The organism is Peribacillus sp. B2I2 (assembly GCF_041261685.1).
Classification (GTDB): Bacteria; Bacillota; Bacilli; order Bacillales; family DSM-1321; genus Peribacillus.
Map to the genome: position 1 here is coordinate 2,305,096 of NZ_JBGCCB010000001.1, position 22,960 is coordinate 2,328,055.

Consider the following 22,960-nt stretch of genomic DNA (forward strand, 5'->3'; position numbering starts at 1 on the left):
CGAAATGCTAGAGATTAAAAATATTCATAAATCATTCGGTGAGAATGAGATTTTAAAAGGTGTGGATTTAAATATAGACAAGGGAGATGTGGTGGTAATTCTGGGTCCAAGTGGTTCAGGTAAGACAACTTTACTTCGATGCATTAACTTTCTTGAAAAAGCAGATCAAGGACATGCCGTTTTTGGAGATATTGATGTAAGTCTTAAAACGGCATCTAAAAAAGTGATTCATGGAATAAGGCAAAAGATAGCCTTTGTTTTTCAAAATTATAATCTTTTCACTAATAAAACCGCATTGGAAAATGTAACGGAAGGACTGGTTATTGGAAGGAAGATTGCGAAAGCAGAAGCATATGAGATTGGTAAAAAAGCATTGGATAAAGTAGGCTTGTCAGAAAAATATGATGCTTACCCTAGTGAACTCTCAGGCGGGCAGCAGCAAAGGGTGGGCATTGCGAGAGCGGTTGCTTTAAACCCTGACATTATTTTATTTGACGAACCAACTTCGGCATTGGACCCGGAATTGGTCGGTGAAGTACTGACGGTGATGAAGCAAATTGCCAAAGAAGGAACTACGATGTTAGTCGTCACGCATGAAATGTCTTTTGCAAAGGATGTTGCAAACAGAGTGATTTTTATGGATGCAGGTGTCATAGTGGAAGAGGGATCGCCTAAAGAAATTTTTGTGAATCCAAAAGAAGAAAGAACGAAGAGGTTCTTAAAAAGAGTTTTGCCGGAGGATTATATTTTTTATATTTAGGTTATGTTCACTTTCTCTTTTGATATGTGATTGAAACAAACGAATGAAAATAACGTTTGTTCGAGGGATTCGGAATGTCGTTAAGTGAATTGATAGTAAAAATTCAAAAATTGAATTAAGCAAAAGCAAAAATACACGGTTGAAAGAATTCTTTATCCATTTACTTGCATCATCATTTTCTGCAAGTGAACAAGCATTTCAACAAGTGATCGAACGCAAAAATAAAGATGGCAAAACTTGTGTAGATTGTGACTCTTTAAACATATACCTCTGCAGTTCATTAACAAGCAGAATAGAATAATGAAAGAAATATACTTTTGGGGAAATTGAAAACTGTAAAGGAGAATAAAAACTTGCGTAATCAACCATGGAGTAAAGTAAAGAAAAAGTTAGAGAGTTTTATCTGTGACTCTCTAAAAAATAGAGTTCAGTTTACTGTTACGAATTATCGAAAGGCTCACGACCGATTAGGACGAGCTTTTATTACTGTTGATAAAAAGGAAATCCTAAATATGTGTACGATAACATCTGATAGAGAAATGTTCAGAAAAGAAAATGAAATAAGAAATGCCAAAAGTATTGAATACGATGTCTATAATGGAAATCAGAACTATGAGATAGGGATACAAGCACATGAAATGATTAAAGCAGAGGGGATTTTTGCACAGTATGACTTTTTTAATGCGGTTGAAGAATATTTTAATTTACCAATAGAAATTTCCTTAAAATCAGATGATATGATTATAAAGATTCTTTCTCTGATAGATAGAAGAGTTGGGATGCGTACGTTACAAGGACTTAAAAAATCCATCCTAAATGAAAAGGAAATTATTCAATATTTTTTTATAACTTGCGATGTGAAGCAGAGGGAATAAGAACTTCCTAAAAAGCGCTATGCTATAATTGAACAAGTATTTTACTTGGCGTGGAAGTGTGAGCGTTAGGACGTTATTTATTAGTGAGGAAAAACAATACGGATGGATAGTGAAAACACATGAACCTCCTGCAAATATGAGTGGGAAACCTAGCTCATTGGCAGGAAGTCTAAAGTATTTTCTTTGTATAAAGTGAATCACAATGAGCAATGGTGTCTTTTCCTTTAAATTAGAGAATCAGCATTTAGGCATCGTTCCTAACATCCCACTTAAAAAAGCTATGTATTTCCTCTACTAACTTACATACTGCAGGAGACAGATATCGATCTTTCAAATAGGCCAGGTAAACAGTCCTTTCCAAAGAATTCGAATCTATTGCACGAATTGCAGTATTGCATGTTGCAGCGGATTTTATATAGGTTTCCGGTAAAATTGTAACCCCAAGTCCTTCTTCCACCAAACTGCAAGCTGCTTCAAGCCTTTCTATTTCGTATAAGATATTGGGAATTGCATTTTCATCCTTAAATGCTTTTAAGATATCATCTCTTGTTTGAAATCCAGTTGTACTGATGATCAATTCTTTCTTTGCAAGGTCTTGGAAAGTGATGGACTCTTTTTTGTTTAACTCATCATCTTTATGGATCAAAAGCATGAATTTTTCATTATATAGGGGGGTGGACACGATTTCCTCGTTGTTAATGGGCTGGTTCGTGATGGTGAAATGAACATTATACCGATTTAACGAATCGATAACTTTCTCTTCCCCTAATATTTCCCTGACTTTTATATGAATATTAGGATAATTGACTTTAAAGTTCCTGATTAACTTCGGGAACCAAAATTTGAATGATTCAATGGAACCTATTGATACTGTTCCACTTCCAACATCCTTCATTTCCTCAAGTTCCACTTGCATATTATTGAATTTTCTTAACAGGTCAACAGATCTCGTATAAAAAATCTCCCCTGCTTCCGTAAGCTCTAGCCCCCTTGTATTACGTTCCAAAAGCTGCAAACTAATTTCTTTTTCCAATTTCATGATGGCATTGCTTAAGGAAGGTTGAGATATATGTAGTATTTTAGCAGCTTGGGAGTAATTCTTTTCTTGGACAATGGTAGTGAAATAACGAAGTTGGCGCAAATCCATATATTCTCCTTTCTATAGCTTTAAACTATAGATATATTAAAATTTAGTATTGGTAATTATATATTATCTCATTTATAATTTTTAAAAAAGATATTTCGGAATTTTTAAAATAAAGGAGAAAATTATGTATATTAAACCGAATTTGGATTATTGGAATGGAAGGGTTGATTCCCATACTGACATGGACAGCTTCAGATACCACCAACGAGTACGTTTGGCACCGATTTCGGAATTACCCATCTCTTCCGAAGCATCCAGAACCTTTGGAATGATTGGCTTCAAATGTGATGAAGGAGTCAAAAGGAATAAAGGCAGGATTGGTGCTGCAGAGGGTCCTGATCACATTAGGAAGTCCTTGGCAAAATTACCATGTCATTTATCTTCCCAAACAGAGTTGTTGGATGCTGGAAATGTAACGTGTGAAGGTCCAGAGATGGAGGCTGCCCAAACTCAACTGGGATCAGCTGTTGCCAAAATATTGGAGAGTAAAGCGATTCCTATCATACTTGGCGGAGGACATGAAACCTTTTATGGCCATTATCTTGGGATTAGAAAATACATTGGACCAAAGGCTAGGTTAGGAATCATTAATATTGATGCTCACTTTGATATGAGGCCTTATGAAAAAGAAAGTTCATCAGGAACGATGTTTAAGCAGATTTTGGACGAGGATCAAAGTTGTGGATATTTATGTGTCGGAATTCAGAAACAGGGAAATACGAAGGCCCTGTTTGAAACTGCTGAGAGGAATAAGGTCGATTACATATTGGAAGAAGATTTGTCATTGAACGAAATGGATGAAACCAAGCAGCGGATAAATGAATTCGTTAAGAAAAATGACTTCATTATTCTTACATTATGTACGGACGTTATTGATTCAGCCTACGCACCTGGGGTAAGTGCCCCCTCTCCGTTTGGACTTAATCCGAAATTGGTCCGTGCGATTATTAGGCATGTCGTATCAAATGAAAAGATCCTCTCCTTTGATATCTCGGAAGTGAATCCTTCGTTGGACGAAAATAATAAAACGGTTACTTTGGCAGCACATTTAATAAATGAGGTTTTGCTGAATTTTAAATAATATATGGACATGGATTATGGGTAACTCCCACGCAATAACAAGAGGTATTCCTCATCGACCTTTTTGCTATCCCCATTATCATCATCAGTAAAAATTTGTTGAAGTGAAAAACCTTTTGACCAGACTGTCTGTGATCATTCATGGACAGTCTTTTTTATGTATATGTAAATAGCGGTGAACTCCTATATAGACTCAGCATTAGTGGATTAACTACGACTCTACTAAAGGTCAATAATGATACTTGAGGGTTTTTGGTTTATAATAACAACCATCTAACCTAATGAGGGGGATCCTATGAATGAATATAATGTAACGGTCAGGAATGGCAGTACCTTAATTTTGTCAGAAATCATTAAAGCTGAAGATGAGAGAGAAGTCCTGGGCACACTTTTGATTTCCAGCGAATTATTTAATCAATCATTTACTGACATCAGGATTTTAGAACGCTGATTTGTACCTGCCCGTCCCATTTGTTACACTGTAATAAATCCTAAAACGGTAGGCGATATTATGTGCGGACGTTTCACGCTTTTCACGGACATTGAAGAAATAAAAGAACGGTTTAATATTCAAGGACCTTTTGATGAAGAATACCAATTCAGCTACAATATTGCACCTTCCCACTCCGTGCTATCCGTCATTAATGACGGGGCAAGGAATCGACTTGGATATCTTCGGTGGGGACTCATTCCTTTCTGGGCAAAAGATGAAAAACTGGGCTACAAAATGATCAATGCCAGAGCGGAAACCATTGCTGAGAAGGCAAGCTTCAAGAATGCGTATAAGAAGAAACGATGCTTGATAATCGCTGATTCATTTTATGAGTGGAAGAAGGAACCCGGGCGAAAAATACCCATGCGAATAAAGCTTAAAAATCATGCGCCATTTGGAATGGCCGGTCTCTGGGAATCCTGGAAATCTCCAGAAGGAATCAACATCTATTCGTGCTCAGTTATAACAACCGTTCCTAATGAGCTAATGACCAGCATTCATGACCGCATGCCTGTCATCCTTAAACCTGAAGATGAAAAAGATTGGTTGAATCCATCCATTAATGATCCTGCCTTTCTGCAGCAGTATTTAAAACCATTCGATTCTGAACAAATGGAAGCATTTGAGGTATCGACTGATGTGAATTCAACTAAAAATAATTCACCAAACCTAATACAACAAATTTGCTAAGAGGTCCTTAGACCTCTTTTTATTTTAGTTCCGTCCCGACAAATGACATTATTCGAGATTTCATCCAAATATCACAATTAACCCAAAAACCTTATTTACTGTACATGTAAAAGTCCGTTTATAATATTAAGGTCCACACTTGAAATACTTTTAAACTAAACCTTGCGAAAATACATAAAATGCTGTACTCTTATATTTGCTTTTCAAAAAGGGCTTTCGATGTCACTTTCCGAGAGTGGACAGAGGTAAACTTGGAGTGGTTATAGCAAGTTACCAGCCTGCTTCTTTTCTCTTGGACACCGGTGCATTTGATAATATCATTATATAATTTAAATCTTCTTATCAAGAGAGACGGAGGGACTGGCCCGAAGATGTCTCGGCAGCAGACTTTAATAGGAGTGCTGTGCCAAATCCAGCAGGCTGATTTTTGCCTGAAAGATAAGGAGGGCGTTTTTTATAAACTAAAAGACCTCTTCTTGTTGTGTTTAATGGAAGAGGTCTTTTTTATGCTGAAAGTATTTTTAGCTATAGCTTCCATGAAGGTGTTATTTACGAAAAATGTTAGAAGAATAAGTGCTGTGACACATGTCATGGGAAAAATAAAAAGAGGTGTTCATCATGAGTGCAAACAATAAAGGGAATCCGTGGGCATTGATCCCATTTGTCGTTTTTTTAATTTTATTTATAGGGTCCGGAATCATTACTAAAGATTTTTATTCTTTTCCGGTGATTGTAGCGATTTCAATTGCATCGGCAGCTGCATTGGCAATGAATCGGAAAGAGACACTCAATCATAAGGTTGATATCTTCTGTAAAGGTGCCGGGGACGCCAATATTATGTTAATGGTTATCATTTTCCTTTTGGCAGGCGCTTTTGCCGAAGTTGCAAATGGCATGGGGGCAGTTGAATCTACGGTGAATCTTGCCTTAGCGGTTTTTCCGCAAAATCTATTAATGGTAGGGATTTTCATCATCGCTTGCTTTATCTCTCTATCCATGGGGACGAGCATGGGAACGATTGTAGCACTAGCACCTATTGGGGTGGGAATTAGTGAGCAAACCGATATTTCGCTTGCTTTTTCAATGGCGGCCGTTATTGGTGGTGCGATGTTTGGGGATAACCTTTCCTTCATTTCAGATACGACAATCGCTGCAGTTCGTACGCAGGGAACGAAAATGAAGGATAAGTTCAAAGTGAATTTTTTCATTGTTTTACCTGCGGCCATCATCACATGTGTCATCCTTGGAGTTTTAACAATGGGTGAACAAGCTGCCATCGCTCAACATTCTTATAATTGGGTGAAGATCCTTCCATATCTTTGTGTATTGATCACTGCATTGGCAGGTGTAAATGTGTTCCTGGTCCTATCCATCGGAATCGTATTTGCCGGAATTATCGGCTTGGCGGATGGAAGTTATCAACCGTTGGGTGTCATTCAAAAAATCGGAGAAGGGATGGCGGGAATGTATGAAATCTCTTTCCTGGCCATTTTAATCGCAGGCATGGTAGCTGTAATCAAGCATAATGGAGGTATCGATTATCTTCTCCACCTCGTGACCCGAAACAGCAAAACTAAAAAAGGGGCTGAATTCAGCATTGCCGGGCTTGTTGGTTTGACGAATCTTTCCACGGCAAATAACACGATATCAATTATCATTGCCGGGCCACTTGCCAAAAATATTGCTGAAAAGTATGGGATTGATCTGCGTAAATCGGCGAGCTTGCTTGATGTTTTTGCATGCTGCATTCAGGGGTTAATTCCATATGGGGCACAACTGCTTGTTGCAGCTGGGGTAGCACATATTTCTCCGATAAGCATCTTGCCGTATTCATATTACCCAATACTAATTGGCCTTTGTGGAGTCATAGCCATCTTGATTGGTTATCCGCGATTTCAGCCGGTAGATAATGAAACGAAGAAACGTACTTCTTAATAATGAGAATAAGCATGAAAATAAACCTTGAATCATTAGATTCAGGGTTTTACTTTGTAAGGTGTATGGAAACATTGGTAAAAAATAATTAAAAAGAGCGATGTCACCTCGCTCTTCCATCAGTTTAAGTGTTATCAATGTTTAAGAATTCCGATTCATATTGATTAACCCAACGCATAATGGTTGTGTGAGCTAGTCGTTATGAATAGAGGACAACACCAACTAAACCAGAAAGAATAATGACATAGGCTGGGTGCCAGCGTAATTTCAATAGGGCAAATAACGATAATCCAAAAACGAGTAATAAGCTTATCGTATGCCAAGAAAAGTTCAGGGCTATCAAATGATTGGAAAGTGCAAAGCTGATAGCTGCAAAGAGGATTAAACTAGTGACAACGGGTCTTAATCCATAAAACATCGATTGAATAACTGGATAATGATTCAATTTGCTGAAGAAGGTGGCTATAACGGTTACGAGTATAATGGCTGGAAGCAAGATTCCGAGAACGGATGATATGGCTCCTGCTAATCCAGCAGTCGAATAGCCTACGAGAATGGCACTATTGGTGGTGATAGGCCCGGGAGACATGCCGGAAATAGCGATTACATCGGTAAATTGTTGCGTCGTCATCCACCCATGCTGTAAGACTTCCGATTCTATTACCGGAATCATGGCGTATCCGCCTCCAAACGATACAAAGCCGATAATAAAGAAGGTGCTAAACAACTCCCACAATTCCATTATTATACATCACACACTTTCTTGAAAATTAGTTAGACCGTTTATTCCTATAACCTTCAGAAAAATAACTGTGATCTTTCATGGAACCTATATGCCAGCACCCATGAAGTATTCGAAATCGTTTTCTTCTATTTTCTTTTCTTTTCGGTCCATCTTGACATCGAAACCTAATTTCCTCTTAATAGAGATGGTCACAATACCTGTTATAGCCCCTGCTAATATAACCAAAACAGGGTGAACGAAGAAAAGGACTGGGATTCCAACTATCAAAATACAGAAAGTTGATTTGTCAACAATAGCCGTTTTTCCTATCTTGATAGCCGCATAAGCGATGATGGCCACTATCGAAGCTCTAATCGATATGAATGCGGATTCTATCTTCGGATTATCGTGAATGAAAAAATACATAATGCCGAGGATTAGAACAATTAAACATGTAGGTAATGAAACACCGATCATGGCTGCCATTGCGCCCTTCATTCCGGCAATTCGATGGCCGATAAAGGTGGCGGAGTTAATGGCGACAGCTCCCGGTACGGATTGAGATAAAGCAAAAACATCCGTAACTTCTTCGTTTGTCAGCCATTTTCTTTTCTCCACTACTTCTTTTTCGATTAAGGGGATCATCGCAAACCCGCCTCCGAATGTCACAGGTGCCATTTTAAAAAAGGTCCAAAATAATTGGAACAGTGTTTTCCATTGTCCTTTCATTGACATCCTCACTTCCTTTGCTGCTCTGTTTAATTCTTATCATTAACATATCAAAGAAAAAGGACTAGGTAAATTGCAACAAAATCATCGGGTATAACAAAACGTTATACCCAGAAGCTTTATCCGTTTTATATAGAATTTCATTAATGCCCACCTAATCAGGGGAAATAGCGTTGTTTTCTTATTTCACCATTTAGCTATATGATGCTATCATTTTATTAAACCATTAAAAGACAAGGAGGTCGGTTTCTTGAAAATAGAAAATCTAAGAATGTTTTGTTTAGTGGTGGATGAAGGAAGTATAAGCCAGGCAGCGAGGTTAAGCTTCTTATCTCAACCCGCGGCAACAAGACAGATTCATCAATTGGAAAATTTTTATAACACTTTGTTATTTGACCGAGAGGAAGGGAGGCTGAGAGTGACGGAAGCAGGAAAGTTGTTATACCCTTTTGCAAAAGCTATTGTAAATGACTTTAACCATTCAAAAGTAGTGATTCAGCAATCAACGGGCGAGTACAATGCTAACCTCATAGTAGGTGCATCCTTGACAATCGGCGAGTATTTGTTGCCGAGCTTGCTCGGGAAATTCAAAAAACAACAGCCTGAAATAAAAGTGACATTAACGATAAAAAATACCCCCCGGGTTCTAGAGGATTTATCAAACGATGTCATTGATTTGGCCTTGGTGGAAGGACTTGTGGAAAACACCGATTTTATTGTAGACAAGTTCGCCGAAGACGAATTGATATTGGTTTGTCCATTTGACCACCCATGGAAAGACAGAAAAGAAATCCAGCTAGAGGAATTGGGAAATGAAAGGATGATATGGCGTGAATCCATATCAGGGACACGACTTATCGTAGAAAACATGTTAAGGGAGCATGGGGTTTTAGAAAAAATAGAAAGCTACATGGAGATTGGTAGTACTCAAGCGATAAAAAGTGCGGTTGAGGCTGGACTTGGAATCAGCATTTTGCCAAGGTTGACCGTTGCCAGGGAATTGGAACAAGGTTTTTTGCGGGAAGTGGGTATTTCCAGAATAGATATAACAAGAAATCTGTGGCTGGTCAGGAAAAACAAGCGTTTTAATAAAATAGGGGTGTCTAATTTTGTGGATTTTCTTCGATAGTGAGTGAATTACGTCACCTCTCATCGTTTGGTTACATTTAAAGTGAAATTTTTGGCAGGTGACAAAGTGTTCAAATAATTTTTGAAAAAAGTTTATTGGCAGCGTTTTCATGGTTTTGGTTACGATGTGGCTGGGACTATGGAGGTCAGGTTACGTTACTAGAATCGCAGAGATGAAATTGGGATATAGCGTATTGAAAACAGGCATGGTCTTGGCTTCCATCACGATTTTCATGCCCCTACCTGGATAACCATCGCTCAAAGCATGGCAAAAGGCTGTGCCTATACTTTTTTAATGACTAGCCTTAAGGTTTTAATGTAGTTACTTCCTGGCCGATCAGGATTAATGACGAGCCAAAGCGCATCGTTTATGAATATAGCAGGGAGGCCTTTTATCACTGGTGTGCTTGACAATCGCATACGAAAACGTATCACTTGGTTTTGTGTATTCCTTCTTTATTGCCGCAGGCTTTCTTCTAATTTTTAGAATTGAGTTCTCAATCTTCGTTAAACCAGCTTAAAGGTTCGAATTAGTAGATGCAAAAGCAAAGACTTCTACAATATAAAAAGTTAGAGGTTTTTACATTGGATAAAGGTTCTTCTCAATAGAGAGGGGCATTTTTGCATTTGGATATACAGCTTACGCACCTTTATATGAAATGTATAACAAAATGGGGCATTACATATTTTCTATAGAAAAAACTATCTCATAATGTCTTTATGTTCAAAATATACCGGAAATTAAGTATGCATGAATGCTTTTTAGCTTCCGAGCCATAGCTAAAAAACGAATTGTATTAATGGATACAAGTGGATTTTATATAAATAAAATTGAAGTTACCATGAAAAATAGTAAATTTACTTAATGACAAATCAATTATAAAATAAAGTTACATTATTCTAAATATTTAAAAAATAGAAAGACTACCGTTTCAATATAAAGAAGAAATTACAACTTTGATATCTAAAAACTCAAATGGGAAAGGGGTATGGAATGTCCAATAAATCTTTTATTAAAGGAATTGTTTCCGTTCCATTTGTTTTTGTTTTACTAGTAGGACCTTCTGTTACAAATGCTGCGCCCGATATGCCAATGCCGGCAACACATTCAACAATTTCAGCAAATAAGGCTGTTTATAAACAGTTGGATTTTACAGATAAGGAAGATTTCGAAAATGCACATAAGAGATTTATTGCACCTTTAAATATGAATCCAATTAAAAATTCAAAAGGTAACGTAGTATGGGATAGCAATCGATATTCATTCATCAAAGAAGATCAGCCGGCAAGTTATACTGTAAACCCTAGCTTGTGGAGACAGGCTCAATTACAAAATATAACGGGCTTATTTAAAGTTGTAGATGGAGTTTATCAAGTTCGGGGACAGGATCTATCAGTGCTTACCATAGTTGAAGGAAGAACAGGATTAATCGTTTTGGATACACTTTCTACAATTGAAACAGCCAATGCAGCCATGGAACTGTATTTTGAACATCGACCCAAAAAACCAGTAAGTGCAATAGTTATTAGTCATAGTCACGCGGATCACTTTGGTGGTATAAAAGGCATTGCTCAATACGCTGAAAATCCAGCAAAGGTGCCCATTATTGTCCCAGAAGGATTTAACGAAGAAGCGCTAAGTGAGAACATTCTTTTAGGTAATATAATGTCTCGGCGTGCAGGGTATATGTTCGGAAATCTTTTACCTGCAAATGAAAAAGGATTTGTAACTTCTGGTATTGGCCCGGGATTAAGTAACGGAACTTTTAGCTATTTACCTCCAACGATTGAAGTAAAGGATGATATTCAAACGGTGGAAATAGACGGAATAACATTTAAATTTTTATTGACGCCGGATTCAGAAGCTCCATCTGAGATGCATTACTATATCAATGATTACAAAACTTTAGTGGTAGCCGAAAACACCGGACACACGTTACATAATATTTATACATTAAGGGGAGCTAAAACCAGAGATACCTTAAAATGGGTAAAGGCACTTGATGAAACAGTAGATCTGTTTGGAAATGAAGATATAGATGCTATGGTTACCGCCCATACATGGCCTATATGGGGGAAAGACCGTGTTCTGGAACAGTTGGAAAGTCAACGTGATTTGTACAAATATATTCATGACCAAACCATACGATTAGCTAATTTAGGTCTCACACCAGATGAAATCGCGGAAAAGTTAAAGCTTCCTGAAAAGTTGGATAAAGTCTGGGCCAATCGGGGGTATTACGGAACATTGAAACACAACGTAAAAGCGGTGTACAATTTTTATTTAGGATATTTCAACGGTAATCCATCCGACTTGGATCCATTACCACAAGAGGAATCGGGAGCTAAATATATAGAATATATGGGTGGGGAAAAGAAGGTCATCAAGCGGGCAAAACTTGATTATAAAAAAGGGGAATATCGCTGGGTTGCTCAAGTCTTAAAGCATGTAGTCATGGCCAATCCCAAAAATACAGAAGCAAAAAATTTACTGGCTAAAGCTTATGAGCAATTAGGATACTCAGCTGAATCTTCTGTGTGGCGTAATTTCTATCTTACCGGCGCAGATGAGTTAAGGAATGGTGTGGCAGACTCGAAGGGAAGTGGCGGAATGATGAATCTTGATACGCTGCTCAATATGCCAATGGATGATTTCCTGAAATTCTTATCCATTAAATTAAACGGAACAAAAGCGGAAAATAAAAATATGACATTCAATATGAAATTTACAGATTCGAAAACTAATTACATGATTGATTTGGATAATTCTGTGTTAAATTTCAAAAAAGGGAAAATGGCGTCCACTCCTGATGCAACATTAACATTAGATAGAATAACCTTCTATCAGATTGCTCTAGGACGTGAAGATTTATCCAAAATGGAGGCGGCCGGGAAAGTTTCCATTTCTGGTAATAAAGAAAAATTCGAAGATTTCTTGTCTTTGCTGGATCAATTTCAACCAAAGATTAATATCGTTACTCCGTGATAATCAATCGCTTTATATTCTGTAAGCAGGATGGATCGGTGACCAATATCTGTACCCACGAGTCTAATATATAGTCTAGTGGGTTTGAATGTATCAATTAATCCTGTAGGCATCCATTTTCGTTTTAATAAATTCATTCATTGTTTTTTAATGAATGAAACGCTCCTAAAAGTCACAGAACAATAATCAATAACCATAAAAAGAAAAATTTCAAGTCTTGTAATTTGAAAGGGATTGTAAGCGCTTCCTTCAAGGGAGGGAGTTTTGTGAAAATATAAAAGATGGAGTGATGGGTAATGCAGCTGTATGCAAGTAAGAAACGAAAATTAATGATTAGCGGCCTTTTATTTGTTGGAATGATTTTAAGCTTTTTTGATCGTGTTGCCATAAATGTCGGTATTATTCCAATTGCAGATGAGTTTCATCTCAATACGTCCCAGACAGGTTTTTTAATCAGTATATTTTTTGTTAGTTACTCTCTCATGCAACCGCTTGGTGGATGGATGACCGATAAGTACGGAGCCAGAGTCATGGTTACTGTTTCTTTATTCAGTTGGTCTTTGTTCACGGTAATGTCGGGGTTTGCTTGGTCATTTATGTCTTTATTATTCATCCGTTTTCTGTTCGGGTTAGGTGAAGGGCCTTTCTATCCTGCCAGTATGTCCACTATAAGAGATAACTTCCCGGAAGAAGAACGGGGCCGGGCAAATTCGTTTTTCTTGTCTGCCCAGAATATTGGCGGGATATTAGGTACTGCACTTGCCGCTTCCATGGTGGTGGCTTTCGGTTGGAGGGGCTTGTTTACCATTGCCGGAATTCTAGGGATATTAATTTCTTTCGGAATTTGGTTCATTCTAAAGCCTCAAGAAACTCAAGCGGTTAAAAAAGATAAACCGAAACAAAAAAAGGTTGCTCTGAAACTTTTATTTAAAATTGAAAACATTTGGAAACTCATAACTTTCAAGTTTATATCAAATATTATCAACTATGGTCTGATCACTTGGATGCCTATATATTTGGTTAAGGAAAAAGGGGTTGATTTAATAGCAGCCGGGGGTTTATTGGCAATCCCTTATATTTTTGGTTTCTTGATGTTTAATGTAAGCGGTTGGCTTCTGGATAAGCATATGGCTAACCGGGAGAAGTATCTTGCCGCTGCAGGTGCTTTATTATCGGCAATTTTTCTCTTTTTAATGTCTAACGCCACGTCTATAGCACTTATCATCACTTATCTCACTCTCAACTCCGTAGCGCTGTCCTTCTTTGGAACCGTTCTATACACGATCATCATAAAATACTCACCAAAGGAACTTACGGGCTCTGCATCCGGACTCGTAACTTTTGCCGGTCAAATTGCAGGTGCGGTTTCTCCTTTAGCCCTCGGTTTGATTATCAGTTTGTTTAATGACTCCTATAATGCAGCTTTCCTGTTTTTGGTGATAACGGCGCTATTGGGAACGGTTGTTGCCGTATCTATTAAAAATAATCGGGCACAGCCAGCTAAAGAATACGAAAAAACAACTACCATAGTTTAAAACTAGGAATGGAGTCCTGCTTTGGTGCAGACATTGTGATGGGTTCTGATTCTCCTTCTCTATAATTGAAAGGGCTTTCTGTTAGAGGTATTATATTTGTAATAGGATAGAAGGAGAATGAACCATGAATATTGAACAATTGGAATATATCATTAAGGTAGCCGAGGTTAACTCGATTTCCACGGCTTCAGAAAGCCTACATATCTCTCAATCTGGAATCAGCATGGCCATTACGAGTTTGGAGAAGGAATTAGGTATAAAAATCTTCAAGAGGTCACGATTAGGAACCATACCTACAGAAGATGGAAAGGAAATCATCCAGAAAGCTCTTGAAGTATTAAGCAAATTGGAAGAAATAAGAGACAGTGCCCAAATACATTCAGATACGATGGAAAAAGAGTTACGCCTATCATCTACACAAGGTTTATTTCTTACGGTTTTACCTAAATCATTAGCGTTATTTAAGAAGAAGTATCCCGAGGTGAAAATTATGATTGAAGAGAAAGGGGGACAAGAGATAACCGAAGATATACTGAATGATAAGATAGACATCGGACTATTAAATATTCCAAGGGTTAAACCGAAAGAAAATGAGTTGGAATTTCAGCCCCTAATGGAAGCAAAAGTGATTGTGTCGGTCAGTAAGAATTCCCCTCTAGTGAACCGGAAAAGCATAACCCCACAAGAGCTGCTGGACCAAGATTTAGTCGTCTACAATGGACCAAGAATGAAGACATTTATTAAAGAATTTTTTACTCTTTACGGTGAGATGAATATTTTGTTTTTCACAAATAATACAGAGATTATCAAAAAAACGGTCGCTGAAGGATTAGCCATTTCCTTTTCTTATGATATTGGAATTAACAGCGATCCCTATTTCCTAAGCGGGGAACTTGTGGCTATTCCTTTGCAAGATCTGGAAAATAATTCAATGGAATTCGGTTACGTTCGCTCTAAGAAGCAACATTTTTCAAAAGCTGCCAGAGAGTTTATTAAATGTCTCGAATTCTACACTACTCTTAAATATTAGTTTCCTATGATTATAGGGAAACTAATATTTTTTTGCATTTACATCAATATTTCTTATGTTTGTATCATATTTCTTTATTTTACTTAAATATAATTTACATTTAAAATTAATTTTATAACATTTTGAATATTAAATTAAATGTGAAATTCAAAGGTGAAAGGAGAAAATTATGGTAACTATGAAGGAAGAGAAATTAGAGGTGCTTCAAACAAAGTTACAGGATTTTATTCAAAATGAATTGCTTCCCTACGAACAGGAGCATGAATTAAACGCTGAAGAGGATATCCCGATGGAAGCCATACAATGGGTAAGAAAACGCTCTAGGGAATTGGGCTTTTACGGGATTAACCTCCCTGAAAAATATGGGGGACAAGATGTTAGCTTAAAAGGGCTATGCATGTTTAAGGAAGAATTGGCCCGTTCCGGAGCGGTTTTATGGGGGCAGGTTATAGGGGAGGTTGGCGGGCCGCTAAGAATTGGTCAGATGTTGGAAAGTTTTACACAGGAGCAAATAGTAAAATATGTGATGCCCGTGGTGACGGGAGAGGCTAGCTGCTGCTTTGCCCTTACAGAACCAAATGCTGGATCAGATGCTTTTGCTATCGAAACAACAGCCGTTAAAGACGGGAATGATTATATATTAAATGGTAAAAAACATTTTATCAGTGCGGCCCCCTATGCTGATTTCGCCATTGTCATAGCGAAAGAAACTCAGAAAGGAGAAAAAGAAGATAGAATCACTGCTTTCCTGGTAGATAAAAAAACACCCCATCATTCGGGGTTTGAACTAGGAGACATTCAAGTCCCACTATCAGGAGAACGCATACATGCTGAATTGAATTTCAATCAATGTCGAGTTCCTGCCGCCAATATAATCGGAGAAAGAGGAAAAGGGTTACTGCTCGGATTGAAAAGAATAAACACAAATCGCGCTTCCCATGCGGCCGGTTTCATCGGGATGGCTCAACACCTTCTCAATTTATCTATTGAACATGCTAAAAAGCGAGTCCAATTCGGCCGGCCTATCGGTGACTTCCAGGCAATTCAGCATATGCTCGCAGAAATGGCGACGGAAATCTACGCGGCAAAGTGCATGGTCTATGATGTGGTTGAAAAAATTGATCAAGGAGAAGAGGATCGGGCCAGCACCTCCATGGCTAAACTGTTTGCTTCAGAAGTAAATAGCCGTGTGGCCGATAAGGCTATCCAAATCTTTGGCTCTAAAGGCTTGGTAAAAGGGCATCCGGTAGAAAAAATGTACAGGAGTGCACGAATGTATCGGATATTAAGCGGAACCTCAGAAATTCAAAAAAATACAATTGCCAAAGCATTATTAAAAGGGTAAAACCCTTTATCGAGGGAGGAAATGATCTATGCTGAATAAGTTGACATTTCAGTCACTGTTGAATAAAGGAATGAAACGATTTGGAGAACTGCCGGCCATTACCTTGTTGCCAAACGGAGAAACGATAACTTACGAAGAGTTATGGAGAAAAACAGAACTTATCTCTTCTTATTTACTTCGCTTGGGTGCAGGAAGGGGTGTCCGCATAGCTTCTATCATTCCAAACAGTTTGGAAAGTGTGATGTTTGGTTTGGCTATCCAGCAATGTGGAGCTACCCTAGTGCCATTAAGTGAAAAACTGGGGAAACGAGAAATAAAATTCATTTTAAAGGAAGCAAAACCAGAAGTGGTCATAATAGCTACGCAGACACACTTTGAAACCTTATTTGAGTATTTAGAAGAAATGAAGAAGGACGGTGTCCATATCATTGGGCTTCCTGGATTTAATATTAATTATCCGGAGGAGTTTGAACAGTTTCAATGGCCCGGTGAAATAAAAAATATGGACTTGCCATTAGCTGAAGCAAAAGACATTGCCCTTCTGTCATACACAGGCGGGACGACGGGTACACCCAAAGGCGTCATGCATTCCCAGAAAGGACTCGGCGCCGCCATACTTTCTGCGGCTATCGAAGACCCGCTAGACGACCGAGACCGGGTATTGCTAAGTACGCCAATTGTGCATTCTGCCGGTTCATTACTTTGGAGATCCCTTGTTTCGGGCGTCCATGTATATGTGATGGGCTCATTTGACGCTGCAGCATTCATACAGGCGATAAAGGAACATAAAATTACGACGACATTCATGGTACCGACAATGTTATACAGACTCCTTGATCAGACAAAGAAGATGGAATATGATATGAGCTCCATGCGCAATATCTTCTACGGCGCGTCACCAATTTCACAAAAGCGCCTTAAAGAAGCTTTTGAAGTATTCGGGCCTATCATGCGCCAGCAATACGGTATGACAGAGTGTAATATTGTCATTACCAGACTATCGAAAAGCGCTCATTTATGGGCTTATCATAACAATTCGGAAATTTTGAAGAGCTGTGGAAAACCGTGCATTTTTACCGAAGTTCGACTGATTGATAAAGATGGAAATGATGTAAAACCTTCCGAGTTTGGAGAAATTATCGTAAAATCACCAGCAATGATGGTAGGCTATTATCAAAGACCTGATCTTACCCAGGAATACATCCGTGATGGTTGGTTCTACACTGGTGATATTGGTAAATGGGATGAAAGCGGTTACCTTTATATTGTAGATAGGAAGAAAGATATGATCATTACAGGCGGGATGAATGTATATTCTTCAGAAGTGGAACGAGTGGTGAACCAGCACCCTTCTGTTGCATTAAGTGCTTGCATAGGCGTTCCCCATCCGGATTGGGGAGAAGTAGTTTGTGTCGTGGTAACACTGCGAGAAGGATTGACCTGTACTAGTGAGGAGTTAATTGATTTCTGCAAACAAAGAACCTCTAAGTATATGGTTCCTAAAGTAGCCTATTTTCTTGATAAGTTTCCATTAACGCCGATTGGAAAAATTGACAAGAAAGAATTAAGAAAGATGTTTGCACAAGGTATTCTAACCATCTAGGAGAGGCAGAACAAGGATATCATAAAAGACCTAATTTCAACATTTATACCTACAGCAAACCAGGAAATAAGATAGAGCAGATGAATGCAAAATAAGCCTCGCATGTTAACCTGGAATCGGGACGTGTGAGGCTTTTAGTTGCTATATCTATGTTGGGGGGCTTTCCGGTTAGACGATCCTGTAAACGCAAATATAGAACAGACACAGATCAAGGTTAACGTATATAAAATCGTTTCTTTCCCAATCTGGCACACTGGGACTGTCATTGATGGTCGTAAGAACTATGTCCAGATGAGCAATCGGGTTGAAACTTGCAATCCAAGAGGGAGGGCTCTTGATCACCATCGCACAATGGTACGGCTAGTGCCCGGTAACTTGGAAAAGGTGAGGTCGGAACTCGACACCGTCATTGAGCGCATTACCCGTGTCCCGGACAATGTAAGAAAAGAACTAGAATTGTTTTTCAATCACTTCCCATTACCGAATCCGCCAGATGATTGGCCCTTTTAAATTAATGAGTGCTTCTCATGATTTACGTAATAAGGTTTCATGAAAAAAGTCATTATTAACAAAAACTGTATATTTATACCTGAGATTAGGATCCAATATGTTTAATCTTTTTAAAATGGATTCTATTTGTTTCCTGTAAAATTAGGAATTAGCTGCATTATTTTAAAACTTTATTACTAATATTTGTAACTTCTAAATAAATACGATGGAGTTTTATTGTTAAGATAACATGGATGTTTAATTATTGAAAATTTATTAATGAGAGGAGTATGATTATGTTTAAATTTTATATAATCGGTAACGGATTTGATAGTTCTCATAAATTAAAAACATCATATGATGTTTTCAGGCAATATCCACTTTCTAATTATCCCGAAATTAAAATTGATGAATTCATAGTACCAGATGAAAATCATCAGCCAGATGGAGGGATAGCTTATAATGAAGTACAAGTTTTGTCTATGTTATTTTAATTAACTGAAGCTGAAAGTGATACAGGGAAATAAAAAATGACAACTTCAACAAGGGGTGAAGTCTGTCCAAAGCGAGATTGAATTCATACACAAATTATTTTAAGTTACATCATAATTCATACATGAATAGGATATTCAGGTATATGTTTCTAAAAAATCATTTTTGCACCAGAACCCTTAATAATCAAAAAGACGACTCCAATTTTATGAAAATAAATTGGAGTCGTCTTTTTTACTACTAAATCAAATATCACTAAAAAAACGAAAGTTTTCAGTGGCCTCAATTTTTATAAGTGGGTTTTTGATTTTAACTTTTAGATCCCGTTTGATGATTTAACTTTTTAACTCCTTCTTGAAGGGCTGGTAAGTAGATTTCTAATAATTTCTTTTTATCTGTTCGGATGACCTGGGTAGAAACATTTACTGCGGCTATCGGTGCACCCTGCCAATTGATAATGGGCATTGAAATGGAGCGGAGTCCTTCCTCTAGCTCTTCATCACCTATCGCATAACCCCGTGACCTGGTTATGGCCAAGTCTTCCTCGAATTCTTCATAAGTGGTGATTGTATTTTGGGTAAAAGCTTCGATATTGGTGATTCCCCAAATTTTTTTCCTCTCGTTTTCGGGTAACCAGGCAACAAGTGCTTTACCTAATGAGGTTGCATAATAAGGCAACCTTGAACCGACCTTCAAGTTTGCCCCGACAATCCTTTTAGCTGCATTCACTCTGGAAACATAGACAACTTCCGCACCATCCAGAATGGCCAGGTTTGTTGATTCCTTTACAGTGGCAGAGATAGATTCCAAGATTGGTTGAGCGAGATCCGGTAAATTCAATGTTTGTAAATAATGGACCGCTAAATCCAAAACCTTAGGGCTGAGTTGAAATCTATTGTCTTCTATTAACCTTAGATAACCGAGGTCGACAAGGGTTAATGCAAAGCGTCTAACTGTCGCTTTATTAATGCCTGTCCGCTCTGCAAGTTCCCGAAGCGAAAGACTAGCTGAACTTGAATCAAAAGCTTTTAACACTTCAAATCCTTTTGCGACTGATTGGACGAAATAAGATGATTGTTCCGTTTCATTATCCATCACGAACTTCCTCCTAAAGTTAATGAGAATTTAGTGAATTATCAGTCTAATTGTTAGGGAAAATAAACAATTAGGTTGACTTCTTAACAAAAGATACTTATGATTATCCCAAGGTACACTATATGTACAAGGTGTACGTATAGTGTACAGCTATAATTGGATTTACACAACTATTATTTTAAATTTTTTTCAATGAATATGTAAGGGATTACATTACATGGAAGAGGAGGCTTTAAGCTACATTGAATAAGATCATTACTGCATCAGAAGCTGTTTCGTATATAAAAGATGGAGACACCGTTGCTGTAGGAGGTTTTGGATTGGTAGGATGCCCCCTTAACTTGGTAGAATCATTGGCTGAACATCCAGTTTCCGATTTAACAATCATTAGCAATAACCTAGGGGAACCAGGAGGAAAAGGTCTAGGTAAGATTCTACTCCAAAATAAAATAAAAAAAGGGATAGGTTCATATTTTACGAGTAATATGGATGCCGTCCGTTACGTCAAGCAAGGCATTTTGGAAGTGGAGCTGGTTCCGCAGGGGACATTAGGCGAAAGGTTACGAGCAGCAGGTGCCGGTATAGGTGGATTTTATACTCGCACGTCAGCAGGGACACTTATAGGAAAAAATAAAGAATCACGCGTGTTTAATGGAAAAGAATATGTTTTAGAGTTACCGTTATTTGCTGATGTGGCTTTAGTGAAGGCTAAAAAAGCAGATAGGTTGGGTAATTTAATCTATTCAAAAACAGCTCGGAACTTTAATCCTGATATGGCTAGTGCAGCAAAAATAACTATAGTTGAAGTGGAGGAGATTGTTGAAGTGGGCAAGATATCTCCCGAGGAGATCATTACGCCTCATTTGTTCGTGGATTTTATAGTGGAAAGGAGAAATTGACCGAAGATGTCGTCACTTACTATTAAAGAAATGATTGCCAAAAGGGTTGCTATGGAAATAAAAGAGGGAACAATCGTCAATTTAGGAATCGGAATTCCGACCCTGGTTGCTAACTATATACCCGAAAATAAATCCGTATACCTTCATACGGAAAATGGGCTCCTTGGAGTAGGTCCTTCGCCAGAGAAAGGGAAGGAAGACCCTGAAATCATAAATGCCGGGAAATTACCGGTCACCGCACAAAAAGGTGCTGCTTATTTTTCATCCTCCGAATCATTTGCGATGATTCGCGGCGGACATGTTGATACAGTCGTTTTAGGAGCCCTTCAAGTCAGTGAAACAGGAGATTTAGCAAACTGGGCTGTACCGGGAAAGGATATTTTAGGAGTTGGTGGAGCAATGGATTTAGTCGTGGGTGCAAAGGAAGTCATCATTGCAACTCAGCATTGCACGAAAGAGGGCGATCCGAAAATTGTCAATCACTGCGATATTCCACTAACAGCCCAAGGTGTTGTATCGACATTAATATCTGAATATGCAGTTTTTCGATTTAAAGATAATGAAATGGTTTTAGAAGAGTTAGGCAAGGGGTGTACAGTAGAGAAATTAAAAGAAATCACACCTGCAAAATTTATAATTTCACCAAATTTGAAAGCGTATTCAGTCGAATGAATTTAAAAATCCGGAGGTATTATAATGGATCATGAATTTGTAATTGTTAGCGCAAACCGAACAGCCATTGGTAGATTTGGCGGACGATTAAAAGATGTACCTGCTGGAAATCTAGCTGCAACAACCATTAAAGATGCGATTGAGCGTGCTGGGCTAGCACCTGTGCAGATCAATGAAGTAATTTTTGGTGAGGTACGGCAGTCCACTGAATCATCTAATCTAGCACGTGTTGCTGCATTAAGAGCTGGTATTCCCCAGGAGGCCTCTGCTTTCACAGTAAACCGACTATGTGCTTCAGGCATTCAGGCTGTTGTATCGGGGGTTCAGCACTTAGCATTTAATCCGGATGATATTGTCGTTGCCGGCGGAGCGGAAAATATGAGTAGAGCCCCCATTTATTTAAGAAATTCACGATATGGAGAAGGAAATCCTTACCTTGTTGATTCTAATCTCGAAAATGGCCAGCAGCCAATCGAAGTTTATGGAAAAGACTTAGGTATGGGGGTTACGGCTGAAAACGTTGCGGAAACATATAATATTTCCCGTGAAGATCAGGATGCATTTGCTTTGGAAAGCCAGAATCGGGCAAAATTAGCAATTGAGTCTGAATCCTTCAAATCGCAAATTGTTCCGATTGAAATAAAAACTAGAAAAAACACATCGATTTTCCAAATAGACGAGCACCCAAGAGACACAACCTTAGAAAAATTAACCCAATTGAAACCAGTCTTTAAAAAGGATGGAACTGTCACAGCGGGTAATGCCTGTGGCCGTAATGATGGAGCGAGTTCCTTAGTTTTAATGACTCGAGAAAAGGCTTCTAACTTAGGTGTCAAACCCATTGCCAAAATCGTTAACTGGTCTACAGCTGGTGTCGATCCACGATATATGGGAATCGGTCCAGTTCCCGCAATTGAAAATCTTTTGAAAAAGACTGGTCTGAAGGTTGATGATATTGGGCTGTTTGAATTGAATGAGGCTTTCGCTTCGCAATCACTTGCCGTGATACGTGAAGCGAAGCTGGATCCAAATAAAATCAATGTCAATGGTGGGGCTATCGCATTAGGTCATCCATTAGGGGCAACTGGAGCGATAATCATAACAAAATTAATTCATGAAATGCAAAAACGACAAGAAAGATACGGGATAGCGACTCTATGTATTGGCGGAGGTCAGGGTATGGCTATTTTATTAGAATTAGCCTAAGACGATTCTAAATGAATGAACTACATTAAACAAATATATTTGGGACA

At 38.3% G+C, this 22,960-nt stretch carries 24 protein-coding genes, 1 pseudogene and 1 riboswitch; of the genes and pseudogenes, 20 read left to right on the plus strand and 5 right to left on the minus strand.

Going from position 1 to position 22,960, the window contains the following annotated elements:
* Positions 1–4 precede the first annotated feature (4 nt).
* The 3 genes and pseudogenes from ABIE66_RS11520 (at position 5) to ABIE66_RS11530 (ending at position 1,635) form a co-directional block, all read left to right on the plus strand.
* The gene (locus ABIE66_RS11520; protein WP_241588816.1) at positions 5–760 is read left to right on the plus strand and encodes an amino acid ABC transporter ATP-binding protein; all 756 of its coding nucleotides are present in this window, start codon (positions 5–7) and stop codon (positions 758–760) included.
* 74 nt (positions 761–834) lie between these two features.
* A pseudogene (locus ABIE66_RS11525) lies at positions 835–1,025 on the plus strand (IS1595 family transposase); the annotation flags it as partial.
* Positions 1,026–1,113: 88 nt separating this feature from the next.
* Positions 1,114–1,635, plus strand: a complete 522-nt coding sequence (locus ABIE66_RS11530) for an SF0329 family protein (protein ID WP_370014766.1) — start codon at positions 1,114–1,116, stop codon at positions 1,633–1,635.
* 244 nt (positions 1,636–1,879) lie between these two features.
* On the opposite strand, the gene ABIE66_RS11535 is transcribed toward ABIE66_RS11530, so the two are convergent.
* A complete protein-coding gene (locus tag ABIE66_RS11535; protein ID WP_370014767.1) occupies positions 1,880–2,782 on the minus strand; it encodes a LysR family transcriptional regulator in 903 nt (300 codons plus the stop codon).
* Positions 2,783–2,906: 124 nt separating this feature from the next.
* Between ABIE66_RS11535 and hutG the strand changes: the two genes are divergently transcribed.
* The 5 genes from hutG to ABIE66_RS11560 all read left to right on the plus strand — a co-directional run bounded on the left by hutG (position 2,907) and on the right by ABIE66_RS11560 (position 6,980).
* The gene (hutG, locus tag ABIE66_RS11540; RefSeq protein WP_289324797.1) at positions 2,907–3,863 is read left to right on the plus strand and encodes a formimidoylglutamase; all 957 of its coding nucleotides are present in this window, start codon (positions 2,907–2,909) and stop codon (positions 3,861–3,863) included.
* Positions 3,864–4,157: 294 nt separating this feature from the next.
* Complete coding sequence (locus ABIE66_RS11545) at positions 4,158–4,313, plus strand: hypothetical protein (protein ID WP_370014768.1); 156 nt, start codon at positions 4,158–4,160, stop codon at positions 4,311–4,313.
* 60 nt (positions 4,314–4,373) lie between these two features.
* Entirely contained in the window at positions 4,374–5,045 is a 672-nt protein-coding gene (locus tag ABIE66_RS11550) for an SOS response-associated peptidase (protein ID WP_370014770.1), read from the plus strand.
* A gap of 336 nt (positions 5,046–5,381) precedes the next feature.
* Positions 5,382–5,490: riboswitch (SAM riboswitch) on the plus strand.
* 61 nt (positions 5,491–5,551) lie between these two features.
* Positions 5,552–5,680, plus strand: coding sequence for a hypothetical protein (locus ABIE66_RS11555; RefSeq protein WP_370014771.1), 129 nt, complete (start codon positions 5,552–5,554; stop codon positions 5,678–5,680).
* The gene (locus ABIE66_RS11560) at positions 5,664–6,980 is read left to right on the plus strand and encodes a Na+/H+ antiporter NhaC family protein (RefSeq protein WP_370014772.1); all 1,317 of its coding nucleotides are present in this window, start codon (positions 5,664–5,666) and stop codon (positions 6,978–6,980) included. Before ABIE66_RS11555 ends, ABIE66_RS11560 begins: the two co-directional genes overlap by 17 nt.
* A gap of 199 nt (positions 6,981–7,179) precedes the next feature.
* Here ABIE66_RS11560 and ABIE66_RS11565 read toward each other — a convergent pair whose 3' ends face one another.
* Positions 7,180–7,722 (minus strand): chromate transporter, encoded by a 543-nt coding sequence (locus ABIE66_RS11565; RefSeq protein ID WP_289324800.1) that lies wholly within the window; start codon positions 7,720–7,722, stop codon positions 7,180–7,182.
* Positions 7,723–7,809: 87 nt separating this feature from the next.
* Positions 7,810–8,433: a chromate transporter gene (locus ABIE66_RS11570; protein WP_370014773.1), complete on the minus strand. Its 624-nt coding sequence runs from the start codon at positions 8,431–8,433 to the stop codon at positions 7,810–7,812.
* 250 nt (positions 8,434–8,683) lie between these two features.
* Between ABIE66_RS11570 and ABIE66_RS11575 the strand changes: the two genes are divergently transcribed.
* The 3 genes from ABIE66_RS11575 to ABIE66_RS11585 all read left to right on the plus strand — a co-directional run bounded on the left by ABIE66_RS11575 (position 8,684) and on the right by ABIE66_RS11585 (position 12,547).
* On the plus strand, positions 8,684–9,562 hold the full coding sequence (locus ABIE66_RS11575) for a LysR family transcriptional regulator (protein ID WP_370014774.1): 879 nt from the start codon (positions 8,684–8,686) through the stop codon (positions 9,560–9,562).
* 109 nt (positions 9,563–9,671) lie between these two features.
* Complete coding sequence (locus tag ABIE66_RS11580) at positions 9,672–9,812, plus strand: hypothetical protein (RefSeq protein ID WP_370014775.1); 141 nt, start codon at positions 9,672–9,674, stop codon at positions 9,810–9,812.
* Between the two features lie 743 nt (positions 9,813–10,555).
* Positions 10,556–12,547: an alkyl/aryl-sulfatase gene (locus tag ABIE66_RS11585; RefSeq protein ID WP_370014776.1), complete on the plus strand. Its 1,992-nt coding sequence runs from the start codon at positions 10,556–10,558 to the stop codon at positions 12,545–12,547.
* Here ABIE66_RS11585 and ABIE66_RS11590 read toward each other — a convergent pair.
* Positions 12,517–12,684: a hypothetical protein gene (locus ABIE66_RS11590; protein ID WP_370014777.1), complete on the minus strand. Its 168-nt coding sequence runs from the start codon at positions 12,682–12,684 to the stop codon at positions 12,517–12,519. The two genes, ABIE66_RS11585 and ABIE66_RS11590, sit on opposite strands and share 31 nt — an antisense overlap.
* Positions 12,685–12,843: 159 nt before the next feature.
* Between ABIE66_RS11590 and ABIE66_RS11595 the strand changes: the two genes are divergently transcribed.
* From ABIE66_RS11595 to ABIE66_RS11620, 6 genes are all read left to right on the plus strand, one after another.
* Positions 12,844–14,082 (plus strand): MFS transporter, encoded by a 1,239-nt coding sequence (locus ABIE66_RS11595; protein WP_289324807.1) that lies wholly within the window; start codon positions 12,844–12,846, stop codon positions 14,080–14,082.
* Positions 14,083–14,206: 124 nt separating this feature from the next.
* Positions 14,207–15,112 carry a LysR family transcriptional regulator gene (locus ABIE66_RS11600; RefSeq protein WP_370014779.1) on the plus strand — a complete coding sequence of 302 codons (906 nt, stop codon included), beginning with the start codon at positions 14,207–14,209 and terminating at the stop codon, positions 15,110–15,112.
* A 169-nt stretch (positions 15,113–15,281) separates the two neighbouring features.
* On the plus strand, positions 15,282–16,457 hold the full coding sequence (locus ABIE66_RS11605; protein ID WP_370014780.1) for an acyl-CoA dehydrogenase family protein: 1,176 nt from the start codon (positions 15,282–15,284) through the stop codon (positions 16,455–16,457).
* A 28-nt stretch (positions 16,458–16,485) separates the two neighbouring features.
* Positions 16,486–18,060, plus strand: a complete 1,575-nt coding sequence (locus ABIE66_RS11610; protein WP_370014782.1) for a class I adenylate-forming enzyme family protein — start codon at positions 16,486–16,488, stop codon at positions 18,058–18,060.
* A 138-nt stretch (positions 18,061–18,198) separates the two neighbouring features.
* The gene (locus tag ABIE66_RS11615) at positions 18,199–18,570 is read left to right on the plus strand and encodes a hypothetical protein (RefSeq protein ID WP_370014783.1); all 372 of its coding nucleotides are present in this window, start codon (positions 18,199–18,201) and stop codon (positions 18,568–18,570) included.
* Between the two features lie 275 nt (positions 18,571–18,845).
* Complete coding sequence (locus ABIE66_RS11620) at positions 18,846–19,043, plus strand: AbiH family protein (RefSeq protein ID WP_370014784.1); 198 nt, start codon at positions 18,846–18,848, stop codon at positions 19,041–19,043.
* A gap of 307 nt (positions 19,044–19,350) precedes the next feature.
* On the opposite strand, the gene ABIE66_RS11625 is transcribed toward ABIE66_RS11620, so the two are convergent.
* Entirely contained in the window at positions 19,351–20,136 is a 786-nt protein-coding gene (locus ABIE66_RS11625; protein WP_370014785.1) for an IclR family transcriptional regulator, read from the minus strand.
* A gap of 242 nt (positions 20,137–20,378) precedes the next feature.
* Between ABIE66_RS11625 and ABIE66_RS11630 the strand changes: the two genes are divergently transcribed.
* The 3 genes from ABIE66_RS11630 to ABIE66_RS11640 are packed head-to-tail and all read left to right on the plus strand — an operon-like array spanning position 20,379 to position 22,913.
* Positions 20,379–21,035 carry a CoA transferase subunit A gene (locus ABIE66_RS11630; protein WP_370014786.1) on the plus strand — a complete coding sequence of 219 codons (657 nt, stop codon included), beginning with the start codon at positions 20,379–20,381 and terminating at the stop codon, positions 21,033–21,035.
* A gap of 6 nt (positions 21,036–21,041) precedes the next feature.
* Positions 21,042–21,707 carry a 3-oxoacid CoA-transferase subunit B gene (locus ABIE66_RS11635; protein WP_370014787.1) on the plus strand — a complete coding sequence of 222 codons (666 nt, stop codon included), beginning with the start codon at positions 21,042–21,044 and terminating at the stop codon, positions 21,705–21,707.
* Positions 21,708–21,731: 24 nt separating this feature from the next.
* Positions 21,732–22,913 (plus strand): thiolase family protein, encoded by a 1,182-nt coding sequence (locus tag ABIE66_RS11640; RefSeq protein ID WP_370014788.1) that lies wholly within the window; start codon positions 21,732–21,734, stop codon positions 22,911–22,913.
* The last annotated feature ends 47 nt before the right edge of the window (positions 22,914–22,960 follow it).